At 66.4% G+C, this 23,678-nt stretch carries 25 protein-coding genes; 7 read left to right on the plus strand and 18 right to left on the minus strand.

Annotation, left to right across the window (positions count from 1 at the left end; genetic code table 11):
• Positions 1 to 15 precede the first annotated feature (15 nt).
• The 17 genes from folD to ruvC all read right to left on the minus strand — a co-directional run bounded on the left by folD (position 16) and on the right by ruvC (position 16,305).
• Positions 16 to 909: a bifunctional methylenetetrahydrofolate dehydrogenase/methenyltetrahydrofolate cyclohydrolase FolD gene (folD, locus tag ACK5IR_RS02805; RefSeq protein ID WP_416925690.1), complete on the minus strand. Its 894-nt coding sequence runs from the start codon at positions 907 to 909 to the stop codon at positions 16 to 18.
• Between the two features lie 46 nt (positions 910 to 955).
• The gene (locus ACK5IR_RS02810; protein WP_416925692.1) at positions 956 to 1,264 is read right to left on the minus strand and encodes a chorismate mutase; all 309 of its coding nucleotides are present in this window, start codon (positions 1,262 to 1,264) and stop codon (positions 956 to 958) included.
• Between the two features lie 51 nt (positions 1,265 to 1,315).
• Complete coding sequence (locus tag ACK5IR_RS02815) at positions 1,316 to 2,992, minus strand: formate--tetrahydrofolate ligase (RefSeq protein ID WP_416925694.1); 1,677 nt, start codon at positions 2,990 to 2,992, stop codon at positions 1,316 to 1,318.
• Between the two features lie 113 nt (positions 2,993 to 3,105).
• On the minus strand, positions 3,106 to 3,894 hold the full coding sequence (locus ACK5IR_RS02820) for a methyltransferase domain-containing protein (protein ID WP_416925696.1): 789 nt from the start codon (positions 3,892 to 3,894) through the stop codon (positions 3,106 to 3,108).
• Positions 3,891 to 5,810, minus strand: coding sequence for an ATP-dependent zinc metalloprotease FtsH (gene ftsH / locus ACK5IR_RS02825; RefSeq protein WP_416925698.1), 1,920 nt, complete (start codon positions 5,808 to 5,810; stop codon positions 3,891 to 3,893). The genes ACK5IR_RS02820 and ftsH overlap by 4 nt, the downstream gene beginning before the upstream one ends.
• Before the next feature lie 461 nt (positions 5,811 to 6,271).
• Positions 6,272 to 7,585 (minus strand): tRNA lysidine(34) synthetase TilS, encoded by a 1,314-nt coding sequence (tilS, locus tag ACK5IR_RS02830; protein ID WP_416925700.1) that lies wholly within the window; start codon positions 7,583 to 7,585, stop codon positions 6,272 to 6,274.
• A gap of 22 nt (positions 7,586 to 7,607) precedes the next feature.
• Complete coding sequence (gene ybgF, locus ACK5IR_RS02835; protein ID WP_416925702.1) at positions 7,608 to 8,429, minus strand: tol-pal system protein YbgF; 822 nt, start codon at positions 8,427 to 8,429, stop codon at positions 7,608 to 7,610.
• 11 nt (positions 8,430 to 8,440) lie between these two features.
• Positions 8,441 to 8,950 (minus strand): peptidoglycan-associated lipoprotein Pal, encoded by a 510-nt coding sequence (gene pal / locus ACK5IR_RS02840; protein ID WP_416925704.1) that lies wholly within the window; start codon positions 8,948 to 8,950, stop codon positions 8,441 to 8,443.
• A gap of 119 nt (positions 8,951 to 9,069) precedes the next feature.
• Entirely contained in the window at positions 9,070 to 10,389 is a 1,320-nt protein-coding gene (gene tolB, locus ACK5IR_RS02845) for a Tol-Pal system beta propeller repeat protein TolB (RefSeq protein ID WP_416925706.1), read from the minus strand.
• Positions 10,389 to 11,609, minus strand: coding sequence for a hypothetical protein (locus ACK5IR_RS02850; RefSeq protein ID WP_416925708.1), 1,221 nt, complete (start codon positions 11,607 to 11,609; stop codon positions 10,389 to 10,391). The genes tolB and ACK5IR_RS02850 overlap by 1 nt, the downstream gene beginning before the upstream one ends.
• Entirely contained in the window at positions 11,602 to 12,081 is a 480-nt protein-coding gene (gene tolR / locus ACK5IR_RS02855) for a protein TolR (RefSeq protein ID WP_416925710.1), read from the minus strand. The genes ACK5IR_RS02850 and tolR overlap by 8 nt, the downstream gene beginning before the upstream one ends.
• 3 nt (positions 12,082 to 12,084) lie before the next feature.
• Positions 12,085 to 12,780, minus strand: a complete 696-nt coding sequence (gene tolQ / locus ACK5IR_RS02860) for a protein TolQ (protein WP_416925712.1) — start codon at positions 12,778 to 12,780, stop codon at positions 12,085 to 12,087.
• 150 nt (positions 12,781 to 12,930) lie between these two features.
• Complete coding sequence (ybgC, locus tag ACK5IR_RS02865; RefSeq protein WP_416925714.1) at positions 12,931 to 13,323, minus strand: tol-pal system-associated acyl-CoA thioesterase; 393 nt, start codon at positions 13,321 to 13,323, stop codon at positions 12,931 to 12,933.
• A gap of 84 nt (positions 13,324 to 13,407) precedes the next feature.
• The gene (locus tag ACK5IR_RS02870) at positions 13,408 to 14,040 is read right to left on the minus strand and encodes a hypothetical protein (protein ID WP_416925716.1); all 633 of its coding nucleotides are present in this window, start codon (positions 14,038 to 14,040) and stop codon (positions 13,408 to 13,410) included.
• A gap of 40 nt (positions 14,041 to 14,080) precedes the next feature.
• Positions 14,081 to 15,127, minus strand: coding sequence for a Holliday junction branch migration DNA helicase RuvB (ruvB, locus tag ACK5IR_RS02875; RefSeq protein ID WP_416925718.1), 1,047 nt, complete (start codon positions 15,125 to 15,127; stop codon positions 14,081 to 14,083).
• Positions 15,128 to 15,130: 3 nt separating this feature from the next.
• A complete protein-coding gene (gene ruvA, locus ACK5IR_RS02880; protein ID WP_416925720.1) occupies positions 15,131 to 15,802 on the minus strand; it encodes a Holliday junction branch migration protein RuvA in 672 nt (223 codons plus the stop codon).
• On the minus strand, positions 15,799 to 16,305 hold the full coding sequence (gene ruvC / locus ACK5IR_RS02885) for a crossover junction endodeoxyribonuclease RuvC (RefSeq protein WP_416925722.1): 507 nt from the start codon (positions 16,303 to 16,305) through the stop codon (positions 15,799 to 15,801). Before ruvC ends, ruvA begins: the two co-directional genes overlap by 4 nt.
• A 349-nt stretch (positions 16,306 to 16,654) precedes the next feature.
• Here ruvC and ACK5IR_RS02890 point away from each other — a divergent pair, with 349 nt between their 5' ends.
• Positions 16,655 to 16,861: a DUF1127 domain-containing protein gene (locus ACK5IR_RS02890; RefSeq protein ID WP_416925724.1), complete on the plus strand. Its 207-nt coding sequence runs from the start codon at positions 16,655 to 16,657 to the stop codon at positions 16,859 to 16,861.
• A 138-nt stretch (positions 16,862 to 16,999) separates the two neighbouring features.
• Here the strand turns inward: ACK5IR_RS02890 and ACK5IR_RS02895 are convergent, their stop codons facing one another.
• Positions 17,000 to 17,875, minus strand: coding sequence for a MurR/RpiR family transcriptional regulator (locus ACK5IR_RS02895; protein WP_416925726.1), 876 nt, complete (start codon positions 17,873 to 17,875; stop codon positions 17,000 to 17,002).
• 103 nt (positions 17,876 to 17,978) lie between these two features.
• Between ACK5IR_RS02895 and ACK5IR_RS02900 the strand changes: the two genes are divergently transcribed.
• The 6 genes from ACK5IR_RS02900 (at position 17,979) to ACK5IR_RS02925 (ending at position 23,606) form a co-directional block, all read left to right on the plus strand.
• Positions 17,979 to 18,788, plus strand: coding sequence for an N-formylglutamate amidohydrolase (locus tag ACK5IR_RS02900; RefSeq protein ID WP_416925728.1), 810 nt, complete (start codon positions 17,979 to 17,981; stop codon positions 18,786 to 18,788).
• Entirely contained in the window at positions 18,788 to 19,312 is a 525-nt protein-coding gene (locus ACK5IR_RS02905) for a TRAP transporter small permease subunit (RefSeq protein WP_416925730.1), read from the plus strand. Before ACK5IR_RS02900 ends, ACK5IR_RS02905 begins: the two co-directional genes overlap by 1 nt.
• Positions 19,312 to 20,637, plus strand: coding sequence for a TRAP transporter large permease (locus ACK5IR_RS02910; RefSeq protein ID WP_416925732.1), 1,326 nt, complete (start codon positions 19,312 to 19,314; stop codon positions 20,635 to 20,637). Before ACK5IR_RS02905 ends, ACK5IR_RS02910 begins: the two co-directional genes overlap by 1 nt.
• Before the next feature lie 58 nt (positions 20,638 to 20,695).
• Complete coding sequence (locus ACK5IR_RS02915; RefSeq protein WP_416925734.1) at positions 20,696 to 21,736, plus strand: TRAP transporter substrate-binding protein; 1,041 nt, start codon at positions 20,696 to 20,698, stop codon at positions 21,734 to 21,736.
• A gap of 81 nt (positions 21,737 to 21,817) precedes the next feature.
• The gene (locus tag ACK5IR_RS02920; protein ID WP_416925736.1) at positions 21,818 to 23,182 is read left to right on the plus strand and encodes a glutamine synthetase family protein; all 1,365 of its coding nucleotides are present in this window, start codon (positions 21,818 to 21,820) and stop codon (positions 23,180 to 23,182) included.
• A 43-nt stretch (positions 23,183 to 23,225) separates the two neighbouring features.
• The gene (locus ACK5IR_RS02925; RefSeq protein ID WP_416925738.1) at positions 23,226 to 23,606 is read left to right on the plus strand and encodes a VOC family protein; all 381 of its coding nucleotides are present in this window, start codon (positions 23,226 to 23,228) and stop codon (positions 23,604 to 23,606) included.
• The last annotated feature ends 72 nt before the right edge of the window (positions 23,607 to 23,678 follow it).

A 23,678-nucleotide genomic window follows, 5' to 3' on the forward strand; every position in this document is an offset into this window, starting at 1 on the left:
CCCGCCGCCGCCCGGTCAGGCCGACAGGCCCCTGGGTTCCGGCAGGCCGTTGGCGCGGCAGCAGGCAGTGACGGTATTGGCCAGAAGACAGGCGATGGTCATCGGGCCGACGCCGCCGGGAACCGGTGTGATGGCGGAGGCAACCTCCCGGGCGCTTTCGAAATCCACATCCCCCACCAGTCGGGTCTTGCCGTCTTGCGCCGGAATGCGGTTGATACCGACATCGATCACCGTCGCGCCGCGCCTGATCCAGTCGCCCTTGATCATCTTCGGCTGGCCGACGGCGGCGATCACGATATCGGCGCGCCGCACCACCTCGGGCAGATCGCGGGTGCGCGAATGGGCGACGGTCACGGTGCAATGCTCGCGCAGCAGAAGCTGTACCATCGGCTTGCCGACGATGTTCGAGCGGCCCACCACCACCGCTTCGAGCCCGGAAAGCGAGCCCAGTTCCTCGCGCAGCAGCATCAGACAGCCCAGCGGCGTGCACGGCACAAGGCACTTCTGGCCAGTCGCCAGCAGCCCGACATTGAGGATGTTGAACCCGTCCACATCCTTGGCCGGATCGATGGAATTGATCACGAGATCGGTATCGATATGCCCGGGCAACGGCAACTGGACAAGGATTCCATGTACCTGCGGATCGGCGTTGAGGCTTTGGACCAATACCAGCAGATCCTCCTGCGGAGTATCGGCGGGCAGCCGGTGCTCGATCGACAGCATTCCGGCCTCGCGCGTCTGCCTGCCCTTGTTGCGAACGTAGACCTCGCTTGCCGGATCCTCGCCCACCAGAACCACAGCAAGCCCCGGGGTGATGCCGTGTTCGGCATCGAGCCGGGCCACTTCGGTTCCGACTCTGGCGCGCAGATGCGCCGCAAAGGCCTTGCCGTCGATGATCCGGGCCGTCATGCCTGCTGCTCCTTCTTTCCGTTTCCGCTCTTGCGCCCCGGCCGTTTCAGGCCGGGCCTTCGCCCAGTATCGCCTCTTCGCGGCGGATCGACCAGTCGATCAACTGTCGCCACAGGGTCTCGGCCAGATCGCGGTCCAGCCCGGCCTCGCCCGCCGCCCGCCGAACGTTGGCCACCACCTCCTCCACCCGCGCTTCGATCCGCGCCGGCAGCCCCGCGCCAAGCTTCAGTTCCGCCGCGCGGTCGATATAGCGTGCCCGTTCGGCCAGTGCCGCCACCAGCTGCCGGTCCAGATCGTCGATCTGCAGGCGCAGCACGGCCATCGACGGGCAATCCTCGGGGCGAATGCGTGGCATGCGGGACTCCTGCGGCCTTCCATGAGGCCGCAGACATATACCCCTCACCGGTCAGAACAACCCCTCGATTTCGCCGGCGTCGTTGAGCCCGATGGTCTCGGCCGAGGGCACGCGCGGCAGGCCGGGCATGGTCATGATCTCGCCGCAGATCACCACGATGAAGCCCGCACCGGCCGCCAGCCGCACCTCGCGGACCGGAACCCCGTGACCGCTCGGCGCGCCGCGCAGGTTGGGGTCGGTCGAAAACGAATATTGCGTCTTGGCCATGCAGATCGGCAACCTGCCGTAGCCCTGGCTTTCCCACTGGTGAAGCTGGTTGCGAATGCTCTTGTCGGCCAGAACGCCGCTGGCGTGATAGATTCGCTTGGCGATGGTTTCGATCTTGGCGAACAGGGGCATGTCGTCATCGTAGAGCGGCGCGAATTGCGAAACCCCGCTGTCGGCAATCCTGGCCACACGCTCGGCCAGGTCGACAATCCCCGCCGATCCCTCGGCCCAGTGCGTGCAGACAAACGCCTCGGAGCCGTGTTCCGCGACATATGCCCTGACCACCCCGATCTCGGTGTCGGTGTCGGAAACGAAATGGTTGATCGCGACAACGACCGGCACGCCAAAGCTCTTCAGGTTGGCGATGTGCCGTCCGAGGTTGGGGCAGCCGGCCAGGACGGCCTCGACATTCTCCTTTCCCAGATCGGCCTTGGCCACGCCGCCGTTCGACTTGAGCGCGCGGATCGTGGCGACGATCACCACCGCATCGGGCGCCAGCCCGGCCTTGCGGCACTTGATGTTCATGAACTTCTCGGCCCCGAGATCGGCACCGAACCCCGCTTCGGTCACCACGTAATCGGCCAGTCTCAGCGCTGTTCTGGTGGCTATCACCGAGTTGCAACCATGGGCGATATTGGCAAAGGGCCCGCCGTGCACGAAGGCCGGGTTGTTTTCCAGCGTCTGCACCAGATTCGGCTGCATCGCGTCCTTCAGCAGAACGGTCATCGCACCGTCGGCCTTCAGGTCGCGGCAGAAGATCGGGCTGCGGTCGCGGCGATAGGCGACGATGATATCGCCCAGGCGCTGTTGCAGGTCTTCGAGACCGCTCGCCAGGCAGAGGCAGGCCATCACCTCGGAGGCGACCGTGATGTCGAAGCCCGTCTGGCGCGGAAAGCCGTTGGCGACGCCGCCCAGCGAGGTGACGATGTCGCGCAGCGCGCGGTCGTTCATGTCGACCACCCTGCGCCAGCTTACCCGGCGTTCGTCGATGCCCAGTTCGTTGCCCCAGTAGATGTGGTTGTCGATCATCGCCGAAAGCAGGTTGTGGGCGCTGGTAATGGCGTGGAAATCGCCGGTGAAGTGAAGGTTCATGTCCTCCATCGGCACGACCTGCGCATAGCCGCCGCCGGCCGCCCCGCCCTTCATGCCGAAACAGGGTCCGAGCGAGGCCTCGCGGATGCAGATCGCGGCCTTGCGGCCGATCCGGTTCAGCCCGTCGCCAAGCCCCACCGTGGTTGTCGTCTTGCCCTCGCCCGCCGGGGTCGGGTTGATCGCGGTCACCAGGATCAGCTTGCCATAGGGACGATCCGCCAGGCCGTCGATGAACTGCTGGTCGACCTTTGCCTTGTCGTGACCATAGGGCAGCAGATGCCCGGCAGGAATGCCGAGCATCTCGCCTATTTCCTGGATCGGTTTCTTTTTCGCTTCCCGCGCGATCTCGATATCCGATTTGTGGGCCATGAGTTCCTCCCTTGAACGGCGACGGTAGTTGTATTGCGTTCCGGATACAGGTTGTAACGCCGGAACAGGGCGGCGTTTCCGACATTTCCAATACCGGGGGCGGCGCCGGCCGGTCAGTTTGCCGTAACAACCAGAAACAGGCGCCGGAACGGGAACAGCACCGACCCGTCCGGCTGCGCCGGATATTGTTCGTCAAGGCTCGCGTCATAGGCGGCGAGGAACATCCCCGCCTCGCTCGCTGACAATCTGTCGAGGATCGGCCGCGCCGCGGTCGAGCGGGTGAAGGCGCGCACCGGATGCCCCTCGTCGGTTGCGGCAAGCCGCTGGTAATAGACCGTCTCCCAGACGATGGCCTCGCCCATCGGCGCCAGCAGGGTGAAATAGGCCTCGGGCGGGGCGACGGGTGGCCGCCAGTCCGACCAGTCGAACCTGTCGGGAAACAGCGCCGCCGCCAGCTTCCGCAACAGGCTGTGCGACGGGGCCTCGAACTGGCGCGGCATCTGCACCGCCAGCGTACCACCGGGTGCGAGAAAGCCCATCAGGCGCGGGAAAAGCAGGTCGTGGCGCCCGAGCCAGTGCAGCGCCGCGTTGGAGAAGATCAGCGCCGGCGGCTCCGCCGGTCGCCATGCCGCGATATCGGCTTCGGTCAGCGTATCGTATCCGCCCCCCTCGCGTGCCGCATCGAGCATGGCCGGTGAGGAATCGATGCCTGTCAGCGACCTTGCCGGGAAACGGGCGGCCATCGCCCCGGCGATCGCTCCGCTGCCACAGCCCAGATCGGCAATGCCGCCGGTGGGCAAATCCGGCACGGCGCTCAGCAGATCGAGCGCCGGGCGCAAACGCAAACCCCGGAACCTGAGATAGGCCCCGGGGTTCCAGTCGTTCGCCGGGGTCGCGCTCACGCGGTCGGGTCGGGTTCGAGCCCCGGCTCGGCCTTGGGCGCCTTGGGCTTGGTCTTGGGGATCGCGGTGAGCGAGGACGGCGTGCCGCTGTCGGCGGGGGTATCGTCATCGTCACCACGCTTGAGCGGCTCACCGGCGATGACGCGTGTGATCTCGCTGCCGGTCAGCGTCTCGTATTCGAGCAGCCCCTCGGCCAGTCGCACCAGATCGTCATGCTTTTCTGTCAGCACGCGCTTGGCGGTCTCGTAGCCCTCGTCCACCAGCCGGCGCACCTCCTCGTCGATCCGCTCCTGCGTCTCGGGCGAGGCATTGGCGGCGGCCTGGTAGCTGCCGAGATAGCTGTGCTGCTCGTTGGCGTAGTCGATATTGCCAAGCTCGTCGGACATGCCGAACTGGGTTACCATGGCGCGGGCGATCCGGGTCACCTGCTGGATATCCGAGGCCGCTCCGCTGGTCACGTTCTCCTTGCCGAAGATCAGTTCCTCGGCCACCTTGCCACCCATCGCCATGGCGATTTTCGACGTGTACTTGGTATAGGTGACAGAAAGCTGGTCGCGCTCGGGCAGCGACAGGACAAGGCCGAGCGCCCGGCCGCGCGGAATGATCGTCGCCTTGTGGATCGGGTCGTGCTGCGGCACGTTGAGGCCGACGATGGCGTGCCCCGCCTCGTGATAGGCGGTAAGCTTCTTCTCGTCCTCGGTCATGACCATCGAGCGCCGCTCGGAGCCCATCATCACCTTGTCCTTGGCGTTTTCGAAATCCTCCATGGTCACGAAGCGCCGGCCGATGCGCGCCGCCATCAGCGCCGCCTCGTTGACCAGGTTGGCCAGATCGGCCCCCGAAAAGCCGGGCGTACCGCGGGCGATGATTCGCAGATCCACATCGGGACCGAGCGGCACCTTGCGGGCATGCACGCCGAGGATCTTCTCGCGCCCCTTGATATCGGGGTTCGGCACCTGAATCTGGCGATCGAATCGACCCGGACGCAGCAGCGCCGGATCGAGCACATCGGGGCGGTTGGTGGCGGCGACGATGATGATGCCCTCGTTGGCTTCGAAGCCGTCCATCTCGACCAGAAGCTGGTTCAGCGTCTGTTCGCGTTCGTCGTTACCGCCGCCAGAGCCGATACCGCGCGAACGCCCCACCGCATCGATCTCGTCGATGAAGACGATGCAGGGCGCGTTCTTCTTGGCCTGTTCGAACATGTCGCGCACGCGGGATGCGCCGACGCCCACGAACATCTCGACGAAATCGGAGCCCGAAATGGTGAAGAACGGCACGCCAGCCTCACCCGCGATGGCGCGCGCCAGGAGTGTCTTGCCGGTGCCCGGGGGGCCGACGAGCAGCGCGCCCTTGGGGATCTTGCCGCCGAGGCGGGAGAATTTCTGCGGATTGCGCAGGAATTCGACGATCTCCTCCAGTTCTTCCTTGGCCTCGTCGATCCCGGCCACATCGTCAAAGGTGACGCGGCCCTGCTTCTCTGTCAGCAGCTTGGCCTTGGATTTGCCGAAGCCCATCGCGCCGCCGCGCCCGCCGCCCTGCATGCGGTTCATCAGGAAGATCCAGATGCCGATCAGGATGATGAAGGGCAGAAGCGTGCCGAGATAGGCCAGAAGGCCGTTCTGCTGTTGCGGCTCGGCGGTGACCTGAACGTTCTCGGCCAGCAACCGGTCGGTCACGTCCGTGCCGTCGGGAAGGATCGTGGTGAAAAGCGTGCCGTCGGTGCCGCGCACACGCAGGCGTTCGCCGTCAATGGTAACCGACGAAACGGTTCCGTCCTCGACCTGCCGGATGAAGTCCGAATAGCTCAGTGTTCGCGACGCCATGGTCGACTGGCCGTCGCTGAACAGATTGAATAGCGCAAGGATCAGCAAGAACAGCACGACCCAAAAGGCGATGTTACGGGCATTTCCCACGGGGGCAAGACTCCTCGGTCGGGTCTGCGGACGGCGCAAACCGGGTTCCCCATAAGATAGTGGATCGGGCGCGAGGTTCAACGCGGTTTCCCGCACTCGGTCGATCTAATCCCGGAGGTCACAAGGACGGAGCGTTCGGAATGGTCGGCAACGCGGACGAAGCTGCCGTTCTTCTTTCGCCCGGAACAGCCGCCCTGGCGGCCCGGGCGGCGCCCGTCCGCCCCCTCGGGCGGGCGCCTTGCAACCTCATCGCGCGCACGAACGTTGGAGGTTCGTGGCCGGCATGAAGTGAAGACCACAAGCGCTGCGCGCCCACCCGGCAGACGGGCACCGCCCTCCGTCATGCCAGTTGATTACCGTCACGATGGGCTCAACGCAGACTTCCTGCGGCGAGCGGCAGCACCTGCCGATCCGGCGAAAAGCCGAAACGCTGTACCTTGCCGTGCTGCCGGCAACCGGTGTCAGGCCGAGGTCAGGGCTTCGACGAATCCGCCGCGCGGCGGGCGCAATTCGGCTGTCCACGCGCCCGGCAGCACCCCCGGCAGCGCCAGCACTTCCTCACCCTGGTAGAGCGCCGGCAGCGCGGTCAGCGCCGCCCGCGGGTCGCGCCCGCCCGGGATCGGCCCGATCTGACCCAGCCCGCGCGAGCCGAGCGGACGCACCACGACACCGGGGCGCACCGGCCCGCGCAGCAGCCAGCGCCTGTCCCACACCGTTTCGCCATCGAAGGGCAGCACAAGACCGCAAACCGCCTTTTCCTCGCGCGTCACGCGAATCACCCCGCCGCGCGCGATCAGCAGACAGCCGTGCAGCGTGCGCACCCGCCCGTCGAGCACGTCTTCGGTTACCTCGGCCAGCGCCTGTGCCCTCGGCCGGTAGGCCGCCGACGAAACCCACCTCAGCGCATGAGCCAGAAGCGTGGCACGGGTTTCGGCTTCCAGCCCGGCCAGCGCCTCGCGGCTGAAGATGACATCGCCATGGCGGATGCGGGTAATGCTCCGGGCGACCTGCGCGGCACGCGCCTCCAGCGCGACACGCGCGCGGCGCAGCCGGCCGGCGGTGGCGGCCAGCCCCTCGATGTCGAGGCCAAGGCCGGTATCGCCGCGCAGCGCGTTGCGGATACGCACCCGCTCGAAGCCCGGATCATCGTTGGAGGGGTCTTCCGACCATTCGATCCCCTTTTCGCGCAGCCAGTCGCGCAGCGTTTCCCGCCGTTCGCCCAGCAGCGGGCGCAGCAACACGAAACCCGGGCCGCCCTGTCCGCTGTCTTCCGGCATCGGGCCGAGGCATTCGGCAGGCACAACCGGATCGGGCTGAACGATCCGCATCCGCTCGCCCATTCCCGAAAGACCGGCCACACCCGATCCGCGCGCCAGGTTGATCAGGAAGGTCTCGGCCTGATCGTCCATCGTATGCCCGATCAGGACGTGCCCGATATCGCCGCGCCAACGGTCGATCAGGGCATGGCGCGCCCGCCGCGCCGCATCCTGAAGGTTGCCGCCCGCCAGTCCGGCCAGCCGCAGCGTGGTATGGGGCAGGTTCAGCCCGGCGGCCTGCGCCCCGGTCCGGCCCGCCTCGGCGGCGGATTCGGGGCGCAACCCGTGATCCACCGTGACGACATGAAGCGCCACGCCGGCACGCGCCGCCCATTCCGCAACCAGATACATCAACGCGGTGGAATCGCCGCCGCCCGACACCGAAACCCCCAGCCGCCTTGGGCACGGTTCCGGCAAAAGCCGGTCCATGGCCTCGGCAAAGCGGGTTTCGAGCGTCATGGCGCCTCCTGCATCCCTGCCCTCAGGGGCAGCCGAGCCGGCTGCGGGCGGCATCGGCCGAGGTCACTTCGGCACTGCCGGGAAAGCGCGCGCCAACCTCGCCCAGCATTACGCAGGCTTCATCGGTCTGGCCCAGCGTCCCGAGGCTCTCGCCCAGTTTCAGCAGCGCCTGCGGCGCCGTACCGCCGGCAGGTTCGGCGGAAAAGGCGTTGAGATAGGCCGTCGCCGCCGATCTGGTCTCGCCCAGCTGACTGTGGGCATCGCCGGCCAGCAGATGCGCGCGCGGGGTCAGCGGGCCGGCGGGATAGGTCTCGGCGAAGGTGGCGAACAGCCGCGCCGCGCTGGCGGTATCGCCCGACGAAAGCGCCGCCTCGGCCCGGTCGAAATCGGCCCGCTCCCCCATGGCAAGCTGCGCGCCGCCCCCGGTTTCGGATGCGGCCGTCGCGGGCGGGGCGGGCAGCACACCGCCGCCCAGCGTCGGGGTATCGCCCAGCTTGCTCACGTCGCAGGCGTCCTCAAGCTCGCAAAGCCGGAACTCCAGATCGCCGATCCGGTTGGTGCCATCCTTGACGATCCGGTCGACGCGAAACTGCAGCTCTTCGGTCTGTGCGGTCAGGCGCTGCAATTCGGATTCGATCACATTCACCCGGTCGATGACCGAGGGGGGAAGCTGCTGCGCTCCCGACGCCCCGGTGGTCGAAAGCTCCTGCGTCAGCTTCTTCACCTCGACGTAGAGCACGGTCAGTTCCTGACGGATATCGGCGAGCGTTTCGGAACCGCCCTGCGCCGCAACGGGCTGGGCCAGCGCGACCAGGCCGGCAAGGACAAGAAGGGTCCGGTGCATGGCGTGGCGCCTCAGCTTGTCGGCGCGGCGCGCAGCACGGTCACGGCGCGGCGGTTCTTGGCATAGCAGGCCTCTTCCGAGCAGATCTCGAGCGGGCGCTCCTTGCCGTAGCTGACGGTATCGAGCCGCGTTCCCGCAACACCGCGCGAGATCAGGTATTCCTGCACCGCGTTGGCCCGCCGCGCACCGAGCGCAAGGTTGTATTCGCGCGTGCCCTGTTCGTCGGCATGGCCTTCGACGGTCGCGTTGTAGCCGGTGTTCTGATTGAGCCAGCCCGCCTGCCCGTTCAGCGTCTGCTGCGCCTCGGCGGTCAGCGAGGACTGATCGACCGGGAACAGGACACGGTCGCCCACGCGCGACTGGAAATAGGCCGGCGAGGCCGGGTTCGAGGCGTCTCCCGCCGCCCCGTAGCCGCCGGCGCCGTAGCCGCCGGCCATGCTGTTGCTGTCCACCTTCTTCGCGCAGGCGGATACGCCAAGCGCCGCGATCAGCAGGACGGCCTTGATGGCGATATGAGCCATGATGTGACTGCTCCGTAAAAACCTCTCTCGCACTACTATCATTGGCAGGTCGCCAAGGGAACGCCTAGCAGACGTCCCGATTCCGCCGCCGTATCCCGGTGGCGGCGGGGGCACGCGCGTCAGGGCAGCAGCGGCGACCAGGCCGGATCCGAGGCGGCGCCCGGTGTCGGCACCCGGCGCAGGTTGCGCCCGGTGATGTCGACCGAATAGAGCGCCGGCTGGCCCGCCGCGCCCGAGCTTTGCCGGGTGAACATCACCACCCGGCCGTTAGGCGCCCATGTCGGCCCCTCGTCGAGGAACGACGCGGTGAGCAGGCGCTCCTCGGAGCCGTCGGTGCGCATCACGCCAATGTGAAAGCGGCCCTCATTCTGCTTGGTGAAGGCGATCAGGTCGCCGCGTGGCGACCAGACCGGTGTGCCGTAGCGCCCCGGGCCCTGCGAGATCCGCCGCGCCTCCCCGCCCGAGGCGGGCATGACATAGAGCTGCTGCGTACCCGAACGATCGCTTTCGAACACGATCTGCGCGCCGTCGGGCGAAAAGCTGGGCGAGGTTTCGATGGCGGGGGTTGCGGTCAGTTGCGACGACTGGCCGCCGATTCGGTGGAGAAAGATATCGGTGTTGCCGCCGCGCGATTCCGAAAACACCACCGTCGTGCCGTCGGGCCCGAATCGCGGCGAGAAGGTCATCGTGCCGGATTGCCCGGCAAGCAGCCGCTGCTGCACCGCGTTGCCGACCTGCATCATGTAAACCTCGGGCACGCCGCTGGCATAGGAGGTATAAAGCACCCGGTCACCGTTGGGCGAAAACCGCGGCGCCAGCACCAGCGAGGACGCATCGGTCAGATAGGCGACATTCGCGCCATCGTAATCCATCACCGCCAGCCGCTTGAGCCTCGCGTCCTTCGGTCCTTCCTCGTGCACGAAAACGACGCGGCTGTCGAAATAGCCGCCCTCGCCGGTGATCCGGGAATAGACCTGATCGGCCACCTTGTGCGCCAGCCGCCGCACGCTCGCCTGCGAGCCTGAAAGCTGCAATCCGTCCCCCAGCGGAGCGCCGGAATACACGTCGAACAGGCGGAACTTGACCGTCACCTGCCCGCCGTCCGAAACACTGACCGCACCGGTGATGAGCGCCTGCGCGTTGATCGCCTTCCAGTCGGGATAGGAAACCGGCGCATCGAAGCTGGTAACGCGGGCGATATGCGAATCGGCGGGGATCTCGCGGAAGAGGCCCGTGCCCTCCAGATCCTGCGCGATCACCCGGGTGACATCGTTGGCCGCCTGTCCGGCCGCGCCCGATTCGGCAACGAATGCCGGAATGGCAAAGGGCAGCGGTTCGATCACCCCTTCGGTGATCTCGATCCGCAGAGGGCTCTGCGCCAGTGCGCCCTGGAGGGGCAGCAGGCAGGCGATCGCCAGGACCAGGGTACGCAGGAACATCACTTGATCCTCATTTTTTCGGGATTGAATACCATCTCGATCTCGCGCCAGTGAGCGTATTTCTCCGCCGGCAGGTCGAAACCATCGCCGCCGCAGCGGATGATCGCCCTGCGTGCGGCCTCGAACGCCTGCCGTGCGGCGGCTTCGCTGCCGCCCTCATAGCCGGTCATCCGGATCGAGGCCACATCGGGTGTCGCGTTTTCGTTCATCGAAACGAAAACCGTGACCGTGGTGCCCAGTGCGTCGGTCGACAGCGACCCGACGTTCCAGCAGCGTTCGACCCCAATCCGCAGCGCGTCGCGCTCGCCCGAAGTCAGCGGCGGCCCGCTGGCGACGGTGCCGGTGCCCGAGGCCTCCGACGGGGTTCCGCCGGCGACGGCCTCGGCCACGGCGGCGGCTATCGCATCTTCGGCGGCGGGTTCGGCCGTTTCGGCCGGCGGTGTTCCGGGCTCGCTGCGGCTGGCAACGTTTCCTGACGCCGCGCGCTGGCTGGCCGCTTCGCTGACCGGCGCCGGCGCCGGCCGCGCCGGCCGGCTGTGCGGGCGCGGCGTACCTGTGGGCGCCAGCGCCACGGCGGTTCCGCCCGGCTCCTCGGTCGCCTCGGTGGTCAGTTCCGTGCCCGCCTCTTCGGGGGCCGTGGCCGACTGCGCCTCGACCGGGGTTTCTCCGGCGGTGTTCTCGTCGGGGCGAACCGCTTCGCGCAGTTCGGGCGCCACCTCGGCATCGGGTGCGGGGCGCTCCGCCGGAAGCGGCGCCACACGTGGTGCCGTTCGCGGCACCGGCGCGCGTTCGGGCGCCAGCACCATGCCGGCGCCCTCGGGCGCATCGGGCATTGCAGGCGCCGCAGGCGCCACCGGCCGCACCTCGGCCTGCGGCGGCTCGAAAGTCTCGGCCACCTCCGGCCTGTCCTCGCTCCGGGGACTTTCGGCAGCTTCGGGCGCGGGGCGCGATTGCGGCGGTGTCTCGGCCTGCGGAACCTCCGGGGCCCGGGCCGTATCGGGCGCGCTCGGGGTGGCCGGGGCATCCGTTACCTCGGGGGCCGCCGGCCGCGCCGCCATCATCGCGGCAAATTCCTCACCCGAGATGACGGTTACGTTGGTGAATTCCGTGTCATTTCGGGCGAACGAGAACAATCCCCCGAACAGCATCCAGAAGATCAGCACCGCATGGGCGATGCCCGAGACCCTGGCCCCGGTATTCATGTGGATCGCGCTAACCATCTCCGCCGTCGAGTGTCGGGCCGCCGCTGTCCGTCACCAGCCCGATATTCGAGAAACCGCCGGCATTCAGCGCACCCATTACCTGCATGACGCGTTCGTAGGGGATCGCGCCGTCGGCGCGCAGGAACACCTTGTCGTCGGCGCGTTCGGCGGCAATGCCGCGCAGGCGGCTCACCAGTTCGGCCTCGGGCACCTCGGTCGTCATGATGGTGACGGTTCCGTCGGCGGAAAGGCTGATCACCAGCGGTTCCTCCTGCTCGTGCGGCAGGGCCTGCGCCGCCGTCCTGGGCAGTTCCACCGGCACGCCCACCGTCAGCATCGGGGCCGCCACCATGAAGATGATCAGCAGCACCAGCATAACGTCGACAAAGGGCGTCACGTTGATCTCGGACATCGCGCGCGGATGCCGGTGCGACCGCCGCCGCCGCCGGCTGCCGCCTCCGCCATCGGATTTCATCGCACCGGCGCCCATGGCTCAGCTATCCAACTGCCGCGACAGGATGGTCGAGAATTCGTCGGCAAAGCTCTCCCAGCCGCCGACGATGCGGTCGGAATCGCTTTGCAGCTTGTTGTAGAAGATCACCGCCGGAATGGCCGCCAGCAGGCCCAGCCCGGTGGCCACCAGCGCCTCGGAAATACCCGGCGCAACCACGGCGAGGTTGGTGTTCTGCGACGCGGCGATCTCCTCGAAGTCGTTCTTCATCCCCCAGACCGTGCCGAACAGCCCGACGAAGGGCGCGGTCGACCCGACCGTCGCCAGAAAGCCCAGGCCACGGTTCATCTCCTCGGCCTCCTTGGCGATCGCCACGTCCATCGAGCGGTCGATTCGCGCCTGCGCCCCGGCGATCTGCCCGCCATCGGCGCGGTGCGACCGGCGCCATTCGGTCATTCCGGCAGCAAAGATCCGCTCGGGCGCCGATTTCGGATCAGGGCCAACCTGGTCGAACAATTCGTCCAGCGGCTCGCCGGACCAGAATTTCTCGTCGAAATCCTCGGTCTGGCGGCGGGCCAGCCTGAAATTGATGTGTTTCTGGATGATGATCGCCCACGACCAGAACGAGGCCGCAATCAGCATCAGCATCACGAGTTTGACGGTAAAGGTGGCGCGGGCGAAAAGCGCCCACAGCGAGAAATCTATCTCCTGCGCCGCGGAAAGGGTCGACGGATCCATGTGCCTGCTCGTGTTGTCTGCCGCTTCTCGGGCGGCTCTTGCCGCGAAACTTACCCGGTTTGAAGGGGAAAGGCCAACACGAAGGTGTTACGACGGACAAACGCCGCATGCGGCCGGTGACCTGTGCGGAATCCCGCCGCGCGCGCCGCGCTATGCCGCCATCAGGGTCCGCACCGCCTCGGGCAGCCGTTGCGGTCGCCCGTCCAGCGACATGGCAACCACGACAACCCGTGCCGCGAACAGCACCTGCGCCCCGCGCAGCACCCGCTGGTCCATGACGAACCGCGCACCGCTGATCCCGGTCAGTCCGGTTTCGACCGTCAGCACATCGTCCAGCCGCGCCGGGGCGAGGTAATCGGCCTCGATCCGCCGGACGGCAAAGACGATACCTGTCTCGTCGCGCAGCGCGTTCTGGTCGACCCCGATACCGCGCACCCATTCCGAACGCCCGCGCTCGATGAACTTCAGGTAATTGGCGTAATAGACTATCCCCGCCATGTCGGTGTCTTCGTAATAGACGCGGAGCGTGTGGATGTGCGGCATGGCGGTCTCCTTCCCCGGCTCGCGTTGCGCGAAGGGCCTGCGTCCGGCTCACCCCCAACCGCTTCCCACGGACCGGCCGGGAAATCAAGCGCGGCCGGCCGCCGCGATGCGTGCCGCCAGCCGCAGGGCATGGCTCGGATCGGTCGCGGCGGGCGGCATCGCCGGATCGTAGGCGGCGCGGACGATTCCGGCGATTTCCGGGCGCAGGACGGTCGCGCCGTCCCGGCTCAGGGCCAGCGGTGAACGGTCGCGAAAGGCGGTTTCGGACCACAGCAGGATGATCCGGATCATCTGGTCGAGGCTCAGGTTGTCGGCGGGCATGGCCGACAGAGCCTCGTCCATGCGCAGGAATACCATGGCGGCGCGGATCGCGCCGGATTTCTCGAACCGGAAGGCGCGGTACTGGTTGGCATCCGCCGCCCGCAACCGCGCAACCAGCGCCGCGAGGCCGGGCACCAGCCGGCCGAGATCGGGCACGTCCAGAAGCTCGGCCCAGTCGCGGAGGAAGAAGACCATCAGATTGGCCCCTGTTTCGGCGTCGGTCGCGGCCATCCGGTGACCGGCCAGGGCGATCACCGCCTCGCAAGCGCCCTTGAGCAGCGAAAGCGTCGCGTCATCGACACCGAAGACCACCGGGGCGACGGGCCGCTCCCAGCGGGCGCAGAGATAGCTTCCGTCCGGGCGGGTGAAAAGGGCCTCGATCTGCTGCGGCGTCACCGGCGGCTCCCTGCGTTCTTGTGGGCGAAAGCGCCCGACATCACTCGAACAGCCCGCCCTGTGCGCCGTTGCGCTCCGACGCCGGGCGCGGCACCGGCAGGCCCAGATGATCCCACGCCTTCTGCGCCAGCATCCGGCCGCGCGGCGTGCGCTGGATCAGCCCCTGTTGCAGCAGGTAGGGTTCGATCACCTCTTCCAGCGCGTCGCGGCTTTCCGACAGGGCGGCCGAGATGGTCTCTACCCCCACCGGCCCGCCGGCATAGTTTTCGGCCAGCAGCAGCAGATAGCGCCGGTCGGCCCCGTCGAGCCCCAGATGGTCGACCCCCAGCCGGGTCAGCGCGCTGTCGGCCAGATCGCGGGTCAGCCGCCCGTCGCCCTCGACCAGGGCGAAATCCACCACCCGGCGCAGGAGCCGCCCGGCGATGCGCGGCGTGCCTCTGGCGCGCGAGGCGATCTCGCGCGCGCCCGCGGGCTCGGTCGGAATGCCGAGCAGGCGGGCATTGCGGGTGACGATCTCGTGCAACTCGCCCACGGTGTAGAATTGCAGCCGGGTCGGAATGCCGAACCTGTCGCGCAGCGGCGTTGTCAGCAGGCCGAGCCGGGTTGTCGCGCCCACCAGCGTGAAGGGCTGAAGCTCGATCCGGACAGTGCGCGCCGCCGGCCCTTCGCCGATCACCAGATCGAGCTCGAAATCCTCCAGCGCCGGGTAGAGCACCTCCTCGACCACCGGATTGAGGCGGTGGATCTCGTCGATGAACAGAACGTCGCGCGATTCCAGATTGGTCAGGATCGCGGCCAGATCGCCGGGCCGGGCCAGCACCGGACCCGAGGTCATGCGGAAACTGACCCCCAGTTCGCGCGCCATGATCTGCGCCAGCGTCGTCTTGCCCAGACCGGGCGGGCCGTGAAACAGCGTGTGGTCCATCGCCTCGCCCCGGCGCCGGGCGGATTCGATGAAAACGGCAAGGTTGGCACGTGCCTCGGCCTGGCCGATGAACTCCGACAGCGCCTGGGGGCGCAGCGCACGGTCTTCGCCGCCATCCCCCGGCTGCGGGCCGGCACGCAGAAGCGGATCGGGCTCGGTCATCGCTTATCCCTTCGGCGCCAGCAGTTTCAGCGCCGCACGGATCAGCGCGGCGGTATCGGCACCGGCGCTTTCCGTCATGGCGCGGGCGACGGCGCTGGCGGCCTCGCCCTGCTGATAGCCCAGATTGACCAGCGCCGACAGCGCATCGGACTGAGCCGCGGCGGACGTATCCGGTACGGACACGGGCATCGGGGCCGGCTGCGCGGAGGGGACGCCGCCGGCAGGTTCCGGCGCTTCGGTCACCCGCGCGAAGCTGCCCGCCATCGCCATGACGGCGGGTGCCTTGTCTTTCAGTTCATTGACCACGCGCTGCGCCAGCTTCGGCCCGACACCGGGGGCGGCGCGAACCGCGGTCCAGTCCCCCAGCGCGATGGCACGGCCAACCCCGTCGGCCCCGAGCGTTCCGAGAATCGCCATGCTCGCCCTGGCGCCGATACCCTGAACCGAGGTCAGCAGCCGGTGCCATTCCTTTTCCTGCAACGAGGTGAACCCGAACAGTTGCAACAGATCCTCGCGCACCACCAGATCGGTATAGAGCGCGGCGAAACCGCCCGGCCCGGGCAGCGCCATCAGCGTGCGCTCGGAAACGTGGACGATATATCCCACCCCCCCGACATCAAGCAGGACATGATCCGTGCCACGATAATCGATCCGTCCGGCCAGACGCCCGATCACGACGCCCTCGCGATCGCCTGTTGCAGGCGCGATCCCGATTGCAGGTGGTAGGCATGGGTGATGGCGATCGCCAGCGCGTCGGCCGCATCGGGCCCGGCCAGATCGACACCGGGAAAATGGATACCGATCATATGGGCGATCTGGTGCTTTTCGGCATGCCCCACCCCGACGATCGTCTTCTTGACCGCGTTCGGAGCATATTCGCCCACCACGATCCCGGCGCGCGCCGGCACCAGCATCGCAACCCCGCGCGCCTGCCCCAGCTTCAGCGTGCCCGCCCCGTCGCGGTTGACAAAGGTCTGCTCGACGGCGGCGGCCTGCGGCCTCAGCCGCGCGATGATGGCGGCAAGCTGGTCGTGCAGCGACAGCAGCCGTGTGCCGAGATCGTCTTGTGCCGAAGAGGTGCACAGCCCGTTTTCGACATGGGTGAGTCGCGAACCGTTCACCTCGATCACGCCCCAGCCCAGAATCCGCAACCCCGGGTCGATGCCAATTACGCGCATGAACGTTGCCTTTTTGCCACTGTCTGCTCTTGTCGTTTGACGCTGGTTAGCACGAAAAGTGAACATCGGCCAGAAATAAGCGGCCTGCCCAACCCCGAAAACGCAATGGCCGTTGCCGGAATCCGACGCTGTGCCATCCAAACGCGTCGGGACCATTCCAATTGCGACACCCCGCCATGTCGCAATTGGATGGCGTACGATTCTCCGCCGTTCTTGCGCCGGAATTCATGCAAAAAATGCATGTCGGGCATGACCTGTACGCAATTGTACCGGCGCATCGGCGGCGCTAGCTGCATATGACTCCGGCAAACGGAAAAGTCCATTTCATCGGGAAAGAGAGGAGGAGACCATGGCATTCTATGACACGCCCCAGACGACCGGCCACGGCCCGATTCGTCGTTTTATCAGTGGTGTCGCGCAGGAAATTGTCGCCTGGCGCGAGCGTAACGAAACCCGCAAGGCCCTGTCGAAGCTGAGCGACGGAGAACTGTCCGATATCGGCTTCCTCCGCGCCGACCTCGACATGACCCACGACGACACGTTGCACAACGGCTGAAGCGATCGTCGCCGGCCAAGGCCGGTCTGATCGCTGCGGCACTTCGACTTTTAATCGAATCTGGAAACTCTGCCTCTCGCCAACGGCTCGGGGCATTTCCCGCGATGCGATGCCTCGGAGAAAGTCGAAATGCCGCGATCAGCCGCCGGGCGAACGGAACAGCCGTGTCGTGCTGAACATGCTTTCCAGATCCTCGATCCGTTCCCTGCTGCTGTCCCAGCGCACTTTCTGTACCTCGGCGATCAGGGCCTCGGCGATCAGCATGATCGCAACCGTCGAATCCCAGCTTGACGGCGCCTCGACATAGGCATGGAACACATGGTGGGCAACCTTGCCGATGGGAGAGCCCCACTGATCGGTGAACAGCACGATCCGGGCGCCACGTTCGCGCGCCAGTTCGGCCAGCCGCTGCATGTTGCCTTCGTAGCGCCGGATATCGAACAGCACCAGCGTCGCATCCGGCCCCATGTCGAGCAGATATTGCGGCCACACATTGGCCGACGAGCTCAACTGTGTCACGCCGGGCCGGATGATCTGGATGTGATTGAACAGGTAGTCGGCGTTGGAGCGGGTGATCCGCCCGCCGGCGACATAGACATGCCTGCCGGTATCGGCCAGAAGCAGCGCCGCCTCGTCGAACTGCTCCGGGTCGAGCCGTTCGAGCGTGTGGTGCAGGTTGGCCGCCGCCACCTCGGCAAACCGGTTCAGCGCGTGACCGGGCGAAGCATCGGCCAGCCAGCGTTCGTGCTTCGAGATAGGCTTTCTGATCTGCGCCGCCACTTCGGCGCGCAGGGCCTCCTGGAAATCGGGGAAGCCGTCGAAACCAAGCTTGCGCACCATGCGGATGACGGTGGGCGTCGAAACGGTCGCGGTTGCCGCCAGTCTGGTGATCGATTGCAACCCCGCCATCGGGTAATCCTGAAGCAGCGCCACGGCAAGCTGACGCTCCGAACGGGTCAGGCCGTCGACCCGGTCCTGTATCAGTTGCTTGACGATTCTGGCGCTGGGTATCACGGCTGCCTGCTTTTTAGCATATGCTTCAGGTTATTTTTGCACTGTAACGATGTCTACAGAAATTTTGTTGACAGAACGCCGCGAGCGCTAACCAATTGGGGGTATGGAAACGGCCGACGATTCACCCCTGCTGCGACCGGACGAAGGGCCGGCGGTCCGGGTCTACAATCCGCGCGGCGAAAGCCCGGTGGCGCTGGTGTGCGAACATGCGAGCCGGTTCATTCCGGCGGCACTGGGGGATCTCGGGCTCGATGCCGAGGGGCTGGTCTCGCACGCCGCCTGGGATATCGGCGCGATGGATCTGGCGCTCGACCTGATGGCGGAACTCGACGCGCCGCTGGTGGCGTCGCGCGTCTCCCGGCTGGTCTATGACTGCAACCGCCCGCCCGGGGCACCGGACGCCATCCCGGAACGGAGCGAAAGGTTCGGCATCCCCGGCAATCGCGCCCTTTCCGCACGGGATGCACGGCGTCGGGTAACGGCGATCTATCATCCGTTCCGTGCCGCGCTCGAACGGGTGCTCGGCGCGCATCGCCGGCCGGCGGTTCTGGTCACCATCCACAGCTTCACCCCAGTCTACAACGGGCAGCGGCGAACGGTCGAACTGGGGCTTCTGCATGACGGCGATGCGCGGCTCGCAAAGCGGATGCTGGCGGAAGCGCCGCACCGTGTCTCGATGCGCACGGCACTGAACGAACCCTACGCGATGCGCGACGGGGTGACCCATACCCTGCGCGAACATGGCGTCGCCACCGGACTGCCCAACGTCATGATCGAGGTGCGCAACGACCTGATCGACAGCCCGGCCGGGGTGCGGCGCGTGGCCGGCGAACTGGCGGCGCTCGTCCGGGCAGGCGCTGGCGGCGACGGTGCGGCCCCGGTCGCATACGAGAGGCAGGAAAGCGAAGGATGATGAATTTCGCCAGAGGCTACATCCGCCGCATCGACGGGCTGAACCGGTTCATCGGCCGGGTTGTCATGTACGGCATATTCGTGATGATGGCGATCCTGCTCTGGTCGTCGGTCTCGAAGGTCTTTTTCCTGCCCTCGATGTGGACGCTGGAAATGGCGCAGTTCGCCATGGTCGCCTATTACATGCTCGGCGGGCCCTATTCGATCCAGATGGGTTCGAACGTCCGCATGGATCTGCTCTATGGCGAATGGACCAGCCGGCGCAAGGCGCAGGTCGATGCGATCACGGTGATCTTCCTGATCGTCTATCTGGGCTTCCTGCTCTGGGGCGGGATCGCCAGCACGATCTATTCCTTCCAGTACGGCGGAGAGCGCAGCCCCTCTGCCTGGCGCCCCTATCTGTGGCCGATCAAGGTGATCATGTGCACCGGCATCTTCCTGATGCTGCTGCAGGCGATCTCGGAATTTCTCAAGGACATCCTGCGCCTCAGGGGCGAACCCTATCCGCGCGAGGAGACGAACTGATGTCCTACGATCTGATCGCGCTGCTGATGTTCTCGTCGATGATGCTGCTGCTGTTCACCGGGCAGCGGGTGTTCGGCGCCATCGGCTTCGTCGCTGTGATCGCCGCCTATCTTCTGTGGGGCGACCGGGGCGGATTCGACCTCGGCTTCGCGGCGGCGATCAAGGTGATGAAATGGTATCCGCTGCTGACGCTGCCGATGTTCATCTTCATGGGCTACATCCTGTCCAACAGCCGCATCGCCGACGATCTCTACCGCATGTTCCATGTGTGGATGGGCGGTGTCGCCGGCGGGCTCGCCATCGGCACCATCGGGCTGATGGTGCTGATCTCGGCGATGAACGGGCTCAGCGTCGCCGGCATGGCGATCGGGGCCACCATCGCGCTGCCCGAACTGCTGAAACGCGGCTACGACAAGCGGATGGTGACCGGCGTCATCCAGGCCGGATCGTCGCTCGGCATCCTGGTGCCACCGTCGGTGGTGCTGGTACTTTACGCGATGATCGCACGCCAGCCGGTCGGGCAGCTCTGGCTGGCGGGGGTGTTTCCCGGGCTGATGATGGCCGGGCTTTTCATCGTCTACATCGCGATACGCTGCTGGTTTCAGCCCGAGCTTGGGCCGGTGCTGCCGAAAGAGGACCGGAAAATCCCGCTGCGCGAGAAGATCGCCCTTCTGGGCGCCGGGCTGCTGCCGCTGTTCATCTTCTTCGCCATGATGGTGCCCTTCGTCAACGGCTGGACATCGCTTGTCGAAAGCTCGGCGATCGGGGCGATGGCCGCGCTGCTCGCCGCGCTCGTCAAGCGGCGGCTGACATGGCAGGTGTTCGAAAGCTCGGTGCGCTCGACCCTGGGGGTAAGCTGCATGTTCATGTGGATCATCCTCGCCGCGCTCGCCTTTGGCGCCGTCTTCGACGGGCTCGGCGCGGTCAAGGCGATCGACAACCTGTTCACCGAAAGGCTGGGGCTTTCGCCCTGGGTGATCCTGATCCTGATGCAGCTCAGCTTCATCCTGATGGGAACGTTCCTCGACGATACGGCGATGCTGGTGATCGTGGCGCCGCTCTACGTGCCGCTGGTGGGCCAGTTGGGCTTCGATCTGGTCTGGTACGGGGTGCTCTACACCATCACCTGCCAGATCGCCTACATGACGCCGCCGTTCGGCTACAATCTCTTCCTGATGCGGGCCATGGCACCGCCTGAAATCTCGATCCGCGACATCTATCGTTCCATCGTGCCGTTCGTGCTGGTGATGACCGTGGCGCTGGCGCTGGTGATGGTCTTCCCCGAAATAGCGCTTTGGCTGCCCGACCAGGTGTACGAAAACTGATCCCAAGAACTCCGCCAACGGAGCATCCACCCAAAAGGCCAACAGAAGGAGAATGACGATGAAAAACACAAGACGCCGTTTCCTGCGTGGCGCCGCGCTGGCGCCGGCCGCCGTGCTTGCCGCGCCGGCCATCGTGAAGGCCCAGTCCCCGATCAGGTGGCGCATGCAGACCTATGCCGGCTCGGCGCTGGGGCAGGAGGTGACCAAGCCGGCGGTCGACTACATCAACGCCGCAGCCAACGGCGAGATGGAAATCGAACTGTTCTACGCCGACCAGATCGTCCCCACCGGAGAGCTTTTCCAGGCGCTCCAGCGCGGCACCATCGACGCTGTGCATTCCGACGACGATTCCATGGCCTCGCCGACACCGCTGCGTGTCTTCGGCGGCTACTTCCCGCTGGCGACCAAGCATTCGCTCGATATCCCGGTGCTGTTCAACCAGTACGGTCTGGCCGACATCTGGCGCGAGGAATACGCCAAGGTCGGCGTGACCTGGCTGTCGGCCGCCGGGCAGGACCCGTGCAACTTCAACACCAAAAAAGAAGTCACATCGCTGGCCGATCTGCAGGGACTGAAGCTCTATACCTTCCCCACGGCCGGGCGTTTCCTGTCGCGCTTCGGTGTGGTGCCGGTAACCATTCCCTACGAGGATGCCGAGCTTGCCGTGCAGACCGGCGAGCTTGACGGCATGGCGTGGTCGGGGATCACCGAGGATTACACCGTCGGCTGGGCCGGGGTGACGGATTACTTCCTGACCAACAACATCTCGGGCGCCTGGATCGGTTCGTTCTTCGTCAACGAAGGGCAATGGGCCGATCTTCCCGAGCACCTCAGGCAGATCGTGATGGCCGGGATCGAGGCCAGCCACACCTATCGCAACCAGTGGTACTGGGGCGGCGAGGCGCGGCTGCGCGCCGAGGGCGACAAGCTGCAACTGCGCTCGATCCCCGCCGCCGAATGGAAGGCGGTCGAGGAGGCGGCGATCGAATTCTGGGACGAGATCGCCCAGGAGGGCGAGGTTCACGCGAAGATGGTGCAGATCTTCCGCGACTACAACACCGTGATCGGGCAGGCCGGCCCGCCCTATGCCTTCGACTGATCCCGTCGCAGCAGCCATGAACTCCGGTCCCGGCCACCGCCGGGGCCGGCCCCAGATCCACCCGAGCACCGGAGCCCCGCCATGCCAGCGCCGCTGACCTTTGATGCCCTGAAATCCGCCGTCGCCGAGGGCCGGATAGATACGGTTCTGACCTGTATCACCGACATGCAGGGCCGCCTGATGGGCAAACGGTACCATGCGCGCTATTTCGTCGATCACGGCCATGGCGAAACCCATGCCTGCAACTACCTTCTGGCCACCGATATGGAAATGGCGACCCCCGACGGCTACGCCGCGACAAGCTGGGCACATGGCTATGGCGATTACGTGCTGAAGCCCGACCTTTCGACGCTGCGGCCGGTTCCCTGGCTCGACGGTACCGCGATGGTGCTCTGCGATGTGCTCGACCATCACGCACACGCGCCGGTCCCGCACGATCCCCGGGCCATCCTTAAACGGCAGGTGGCGCGCGCCGAGGCGATGGGCTTCACCCCGATGATGGCGAGCGAGCTCGAGTTCTTCCTCTTCGAGGGTACGGTCGACGACAATCGCAAGGCAGGCTTCCGCGACCTGCGACCGGTCAGCGGCTACAACGAGGATTACCACATCTTCCAGACCACCAAGGAAGAGGTGGTGATGCGGCCGCTGCGCAACCACCTCTACGCGGCCGGGATCCCGGTAGAGAACACCAAGGGCGAGGCCGAGACCGGGCAGGAGGAACTGAACATCCGCTATGCCGACGCGCTGTCCTGCGCCGATCATCACACCATCGCCAAACACGCGGCAAAGGAGATCGCCTGGGCGCACGGCCTGTCCGCCACCTTCATGGCCAAGTGGCGGCCCGACAAGGTCGGCTCGTCCTCGCACCTGCACCAGTCGCTGTGGGCCGACGGGGCACCGCTGTTCCACGACCCGGCGGCAGCGCACGGAATGTCGGCGCTGATGCGCCATTTCGTGGCCGGTCAGATCGCCCATGCCGCCGATCTGACCTGGTTCCTCGCCCCCAACATCAACAGCTACAAGCGCTTCGTCAAAGGCACCTTCGCGCCAACCCGGGCGGTCTGGACGGTTGACAACAGGACCGGCGCCTTCCGGCTGTGCGGCGAGGGAAGCCGCGCGGTGCGCATCGAGTGCCGGATCGGCGGGTCCGATCTCAACCCCTATCTGGCGCAGGCCGCGCTGCTGGCCGCCGGACTGGCGGGAATCGAGCGTGAACTGGAGCTTGCCTCGCCGGCGACGGGCGATATCTACGCCGCCGCGGGTGCCCCGGAAATCCCGCGCACGCTGCGCGCGGCGGCGGCCGCGCTTGGCGGATCGGAAATGCTGCGCGCGGCGATGGGCGACGATGTGATAGACCATTACACGCATTGCGCCGAGATCGAGCAGGAAACCTTCGACCGCGCCGTGACCGACTGGGAGATCGCGCGCGGCTTCGAGAGGTCATGATGCGGCAGACACCGCTGCCCGGGATCCGAAGGGGGAGCCGCAAATGATCGGGGGCATCGACCACCTTGTGCTGACGGTCGGCGATATCGACCGTGCGGTGGCATTCTATACCCGCGTGCTGCGGATGGAATGCGTGACCTTCGCCGGTACGCGCAAAGCGCTGATGGCGGGAGACCAGAAGATCAACCTGCAAACGCTGGGTCAGGAGACACGCAACCGCGCCCGCGTCGGGTCGGGCGATATCTGCCTGTTCACGCAGATCTCCCCGGACGAGATTATCGCCCACCTGAAAAGGGAGGGCGTGGACATTCTCGAAGGTCCGGTGGAGAAATCGGGCGCACGCGGACCCATCGTTTCGGTCTATTTCAACGACCCCGACGGCAACCTCGTCGAGGTCGGCAGCTACGCAAAGAAGGCATCATGACACAGAGTGTGAAATGTATCTCGCCGATCGACGGATCGGTCTATGCCGAACGGCCGCTGCTGGACGAGGCCG

Origin of the sequence: Tropicimonas sp. (genome assembly GCF_047971885.1) — a bacterium.
Taxonomy (GTDB): Bacteria; Pseudomonadota; Alphaproteobacteria; order Rhodobacterales; family Rhodobacteraceae; genus Tropicimonas.

Bases quoted from the DNA above. Each gene is read 5' to 3' on its own strand.
- ruvC (WP_416925722.1), bottom strand. From the start codon at position 16,305: ATGCGCGTAATTGGCATCGACCCGGGGTTGCGGATTCTGGGCTGGGGC.
- ACK5IR_RS02850 (WP_416925708.1), bottom strand. From the start codon at position 11,609: ATGGTTAGCGCGATCCACATGAATACCGGGGCCAGGGTCTCGGGCATC.
- ybgF (WP_416925702.1), bottom strand. From the start codon at position 8,429: ATGCACCGGACCCTTCTTGTCCTTGCCGGCCTGGTCGCGCTGGCCCAG.
- ACK5IR_RS02815 (WP_416925694.1), bottom strand. From the start codon at position 2,992: ATGGCCCACAAATCGGATATCGAGATCGCGCGGGAAGCGAAAAAGAAA.
- pal (WP_416925704.1), bottom strand. From the start codon at position 8,950: ATGGCTCATATCGCCATCAAGGCCGTCCTGCTGATCGCGGCGCTTGGC.
- tolB (WP_416925706.1), bottom strand. From the start codon at position 10,389: ATGTTCCTGCGTACCCTGGTCCTGGCGATCGCCTGCCTGCTGCCCCTC.
- ybgC (WP_416925714.1), bottom strand. From the start codon at position 13,323: ATGCCGCACATCCACACGCTCCGCGTCTATTACGAAGACACCGACATG.
- ACK5IR_RS02910 (WP_416925732.1), top strand. From the start codon at position 19,312: ATGTCCTACGATCTGATCGCGCTGCTGATGTTCTCGTCGATGATGCTG.
- ACK5IR_RS02920 (WP_416925736.1), top strand. From the start codon at position 21,818: ATGCCAGCGCCGCTGACCTTTGATGCCCTGAAATCCGCCGTCGCCGAG.
- tilS (WP_416925700.1), bottom strand. From the start codon at position 7,585: ATGACGCTCGAAACCCGCTTTGCCGAGGCCATGGACCGGCTTTTGCCG.
- ACK5IR_RS02900 (WP_416925728.1), top strand. From the start codon at position 17,979: ATGGAAACGGCCGACGATTCACCCCTGCTGCGACCGGACGAAGGGCCG.
- ACK5IR_RS02890 (WP_416925724.1), top strand. From the start codon at position 16,655: ATGGCATTCTATGACACGCCCCAGACGACCGGCCACGGCCCGATTCGT.
- ACK5IR_RS02905 (WP_416925730.1), top strand. From the start codon at position 18,788: ATGAATTTCGCCAGAGGCTACATCCGCCGCATCGACGGGCTGAACCGG.
- tolQ (WP_416925712.1), bottom strand. From the start codon at position 12,780: ATGGATCCGTCGACCCTTTCCGCGGCGCAGGAGATAGATTTCTCGCTG.
- ACK5IR_RS02915 (WP_416925734.1), top strand. From the start codon at position 20,696: ATGAAAAACACAAGACGCCGTTTCCTGCGTGGCGCCGCGCTGGCGCCG.
- ACK5IR_RS02925 (WP_416925738.1), top strand. From the start codon at position 23,226: ATGATCGGGGGCATCGACCACCTTGTGCTGACGGTCGGCGATATCGAC.
- folD (WP_416925690.1), bottom strand. From the start codon at position 909: ATGACGGCCCGGATCATCGACGGCAAGGCCTTTGCGGCGCATCTGCGC.
- ruvB (WP_416925718.1), bottom strand. From the start codon at position 15,127: ATGACCGAGCCCGATCCGCTTCTGCGTGCCGGCCCGCAGCCGGGGGAT.
- tolR (WP_416925710.1), bottom strand. From the start codon at position 12,081: ATGGGCGCCGGTGCGATGAAATCCGATGGCGGAGGCGGCAGCCGGCGG.
- ACK5IR_RS02810 (WP_416925692.1), bottom strand. From the start codon at position 1,264: ATGCCACGCATTCGCCCCGAGGATTGCCCGTCGATGGCCGTGCTGCGC.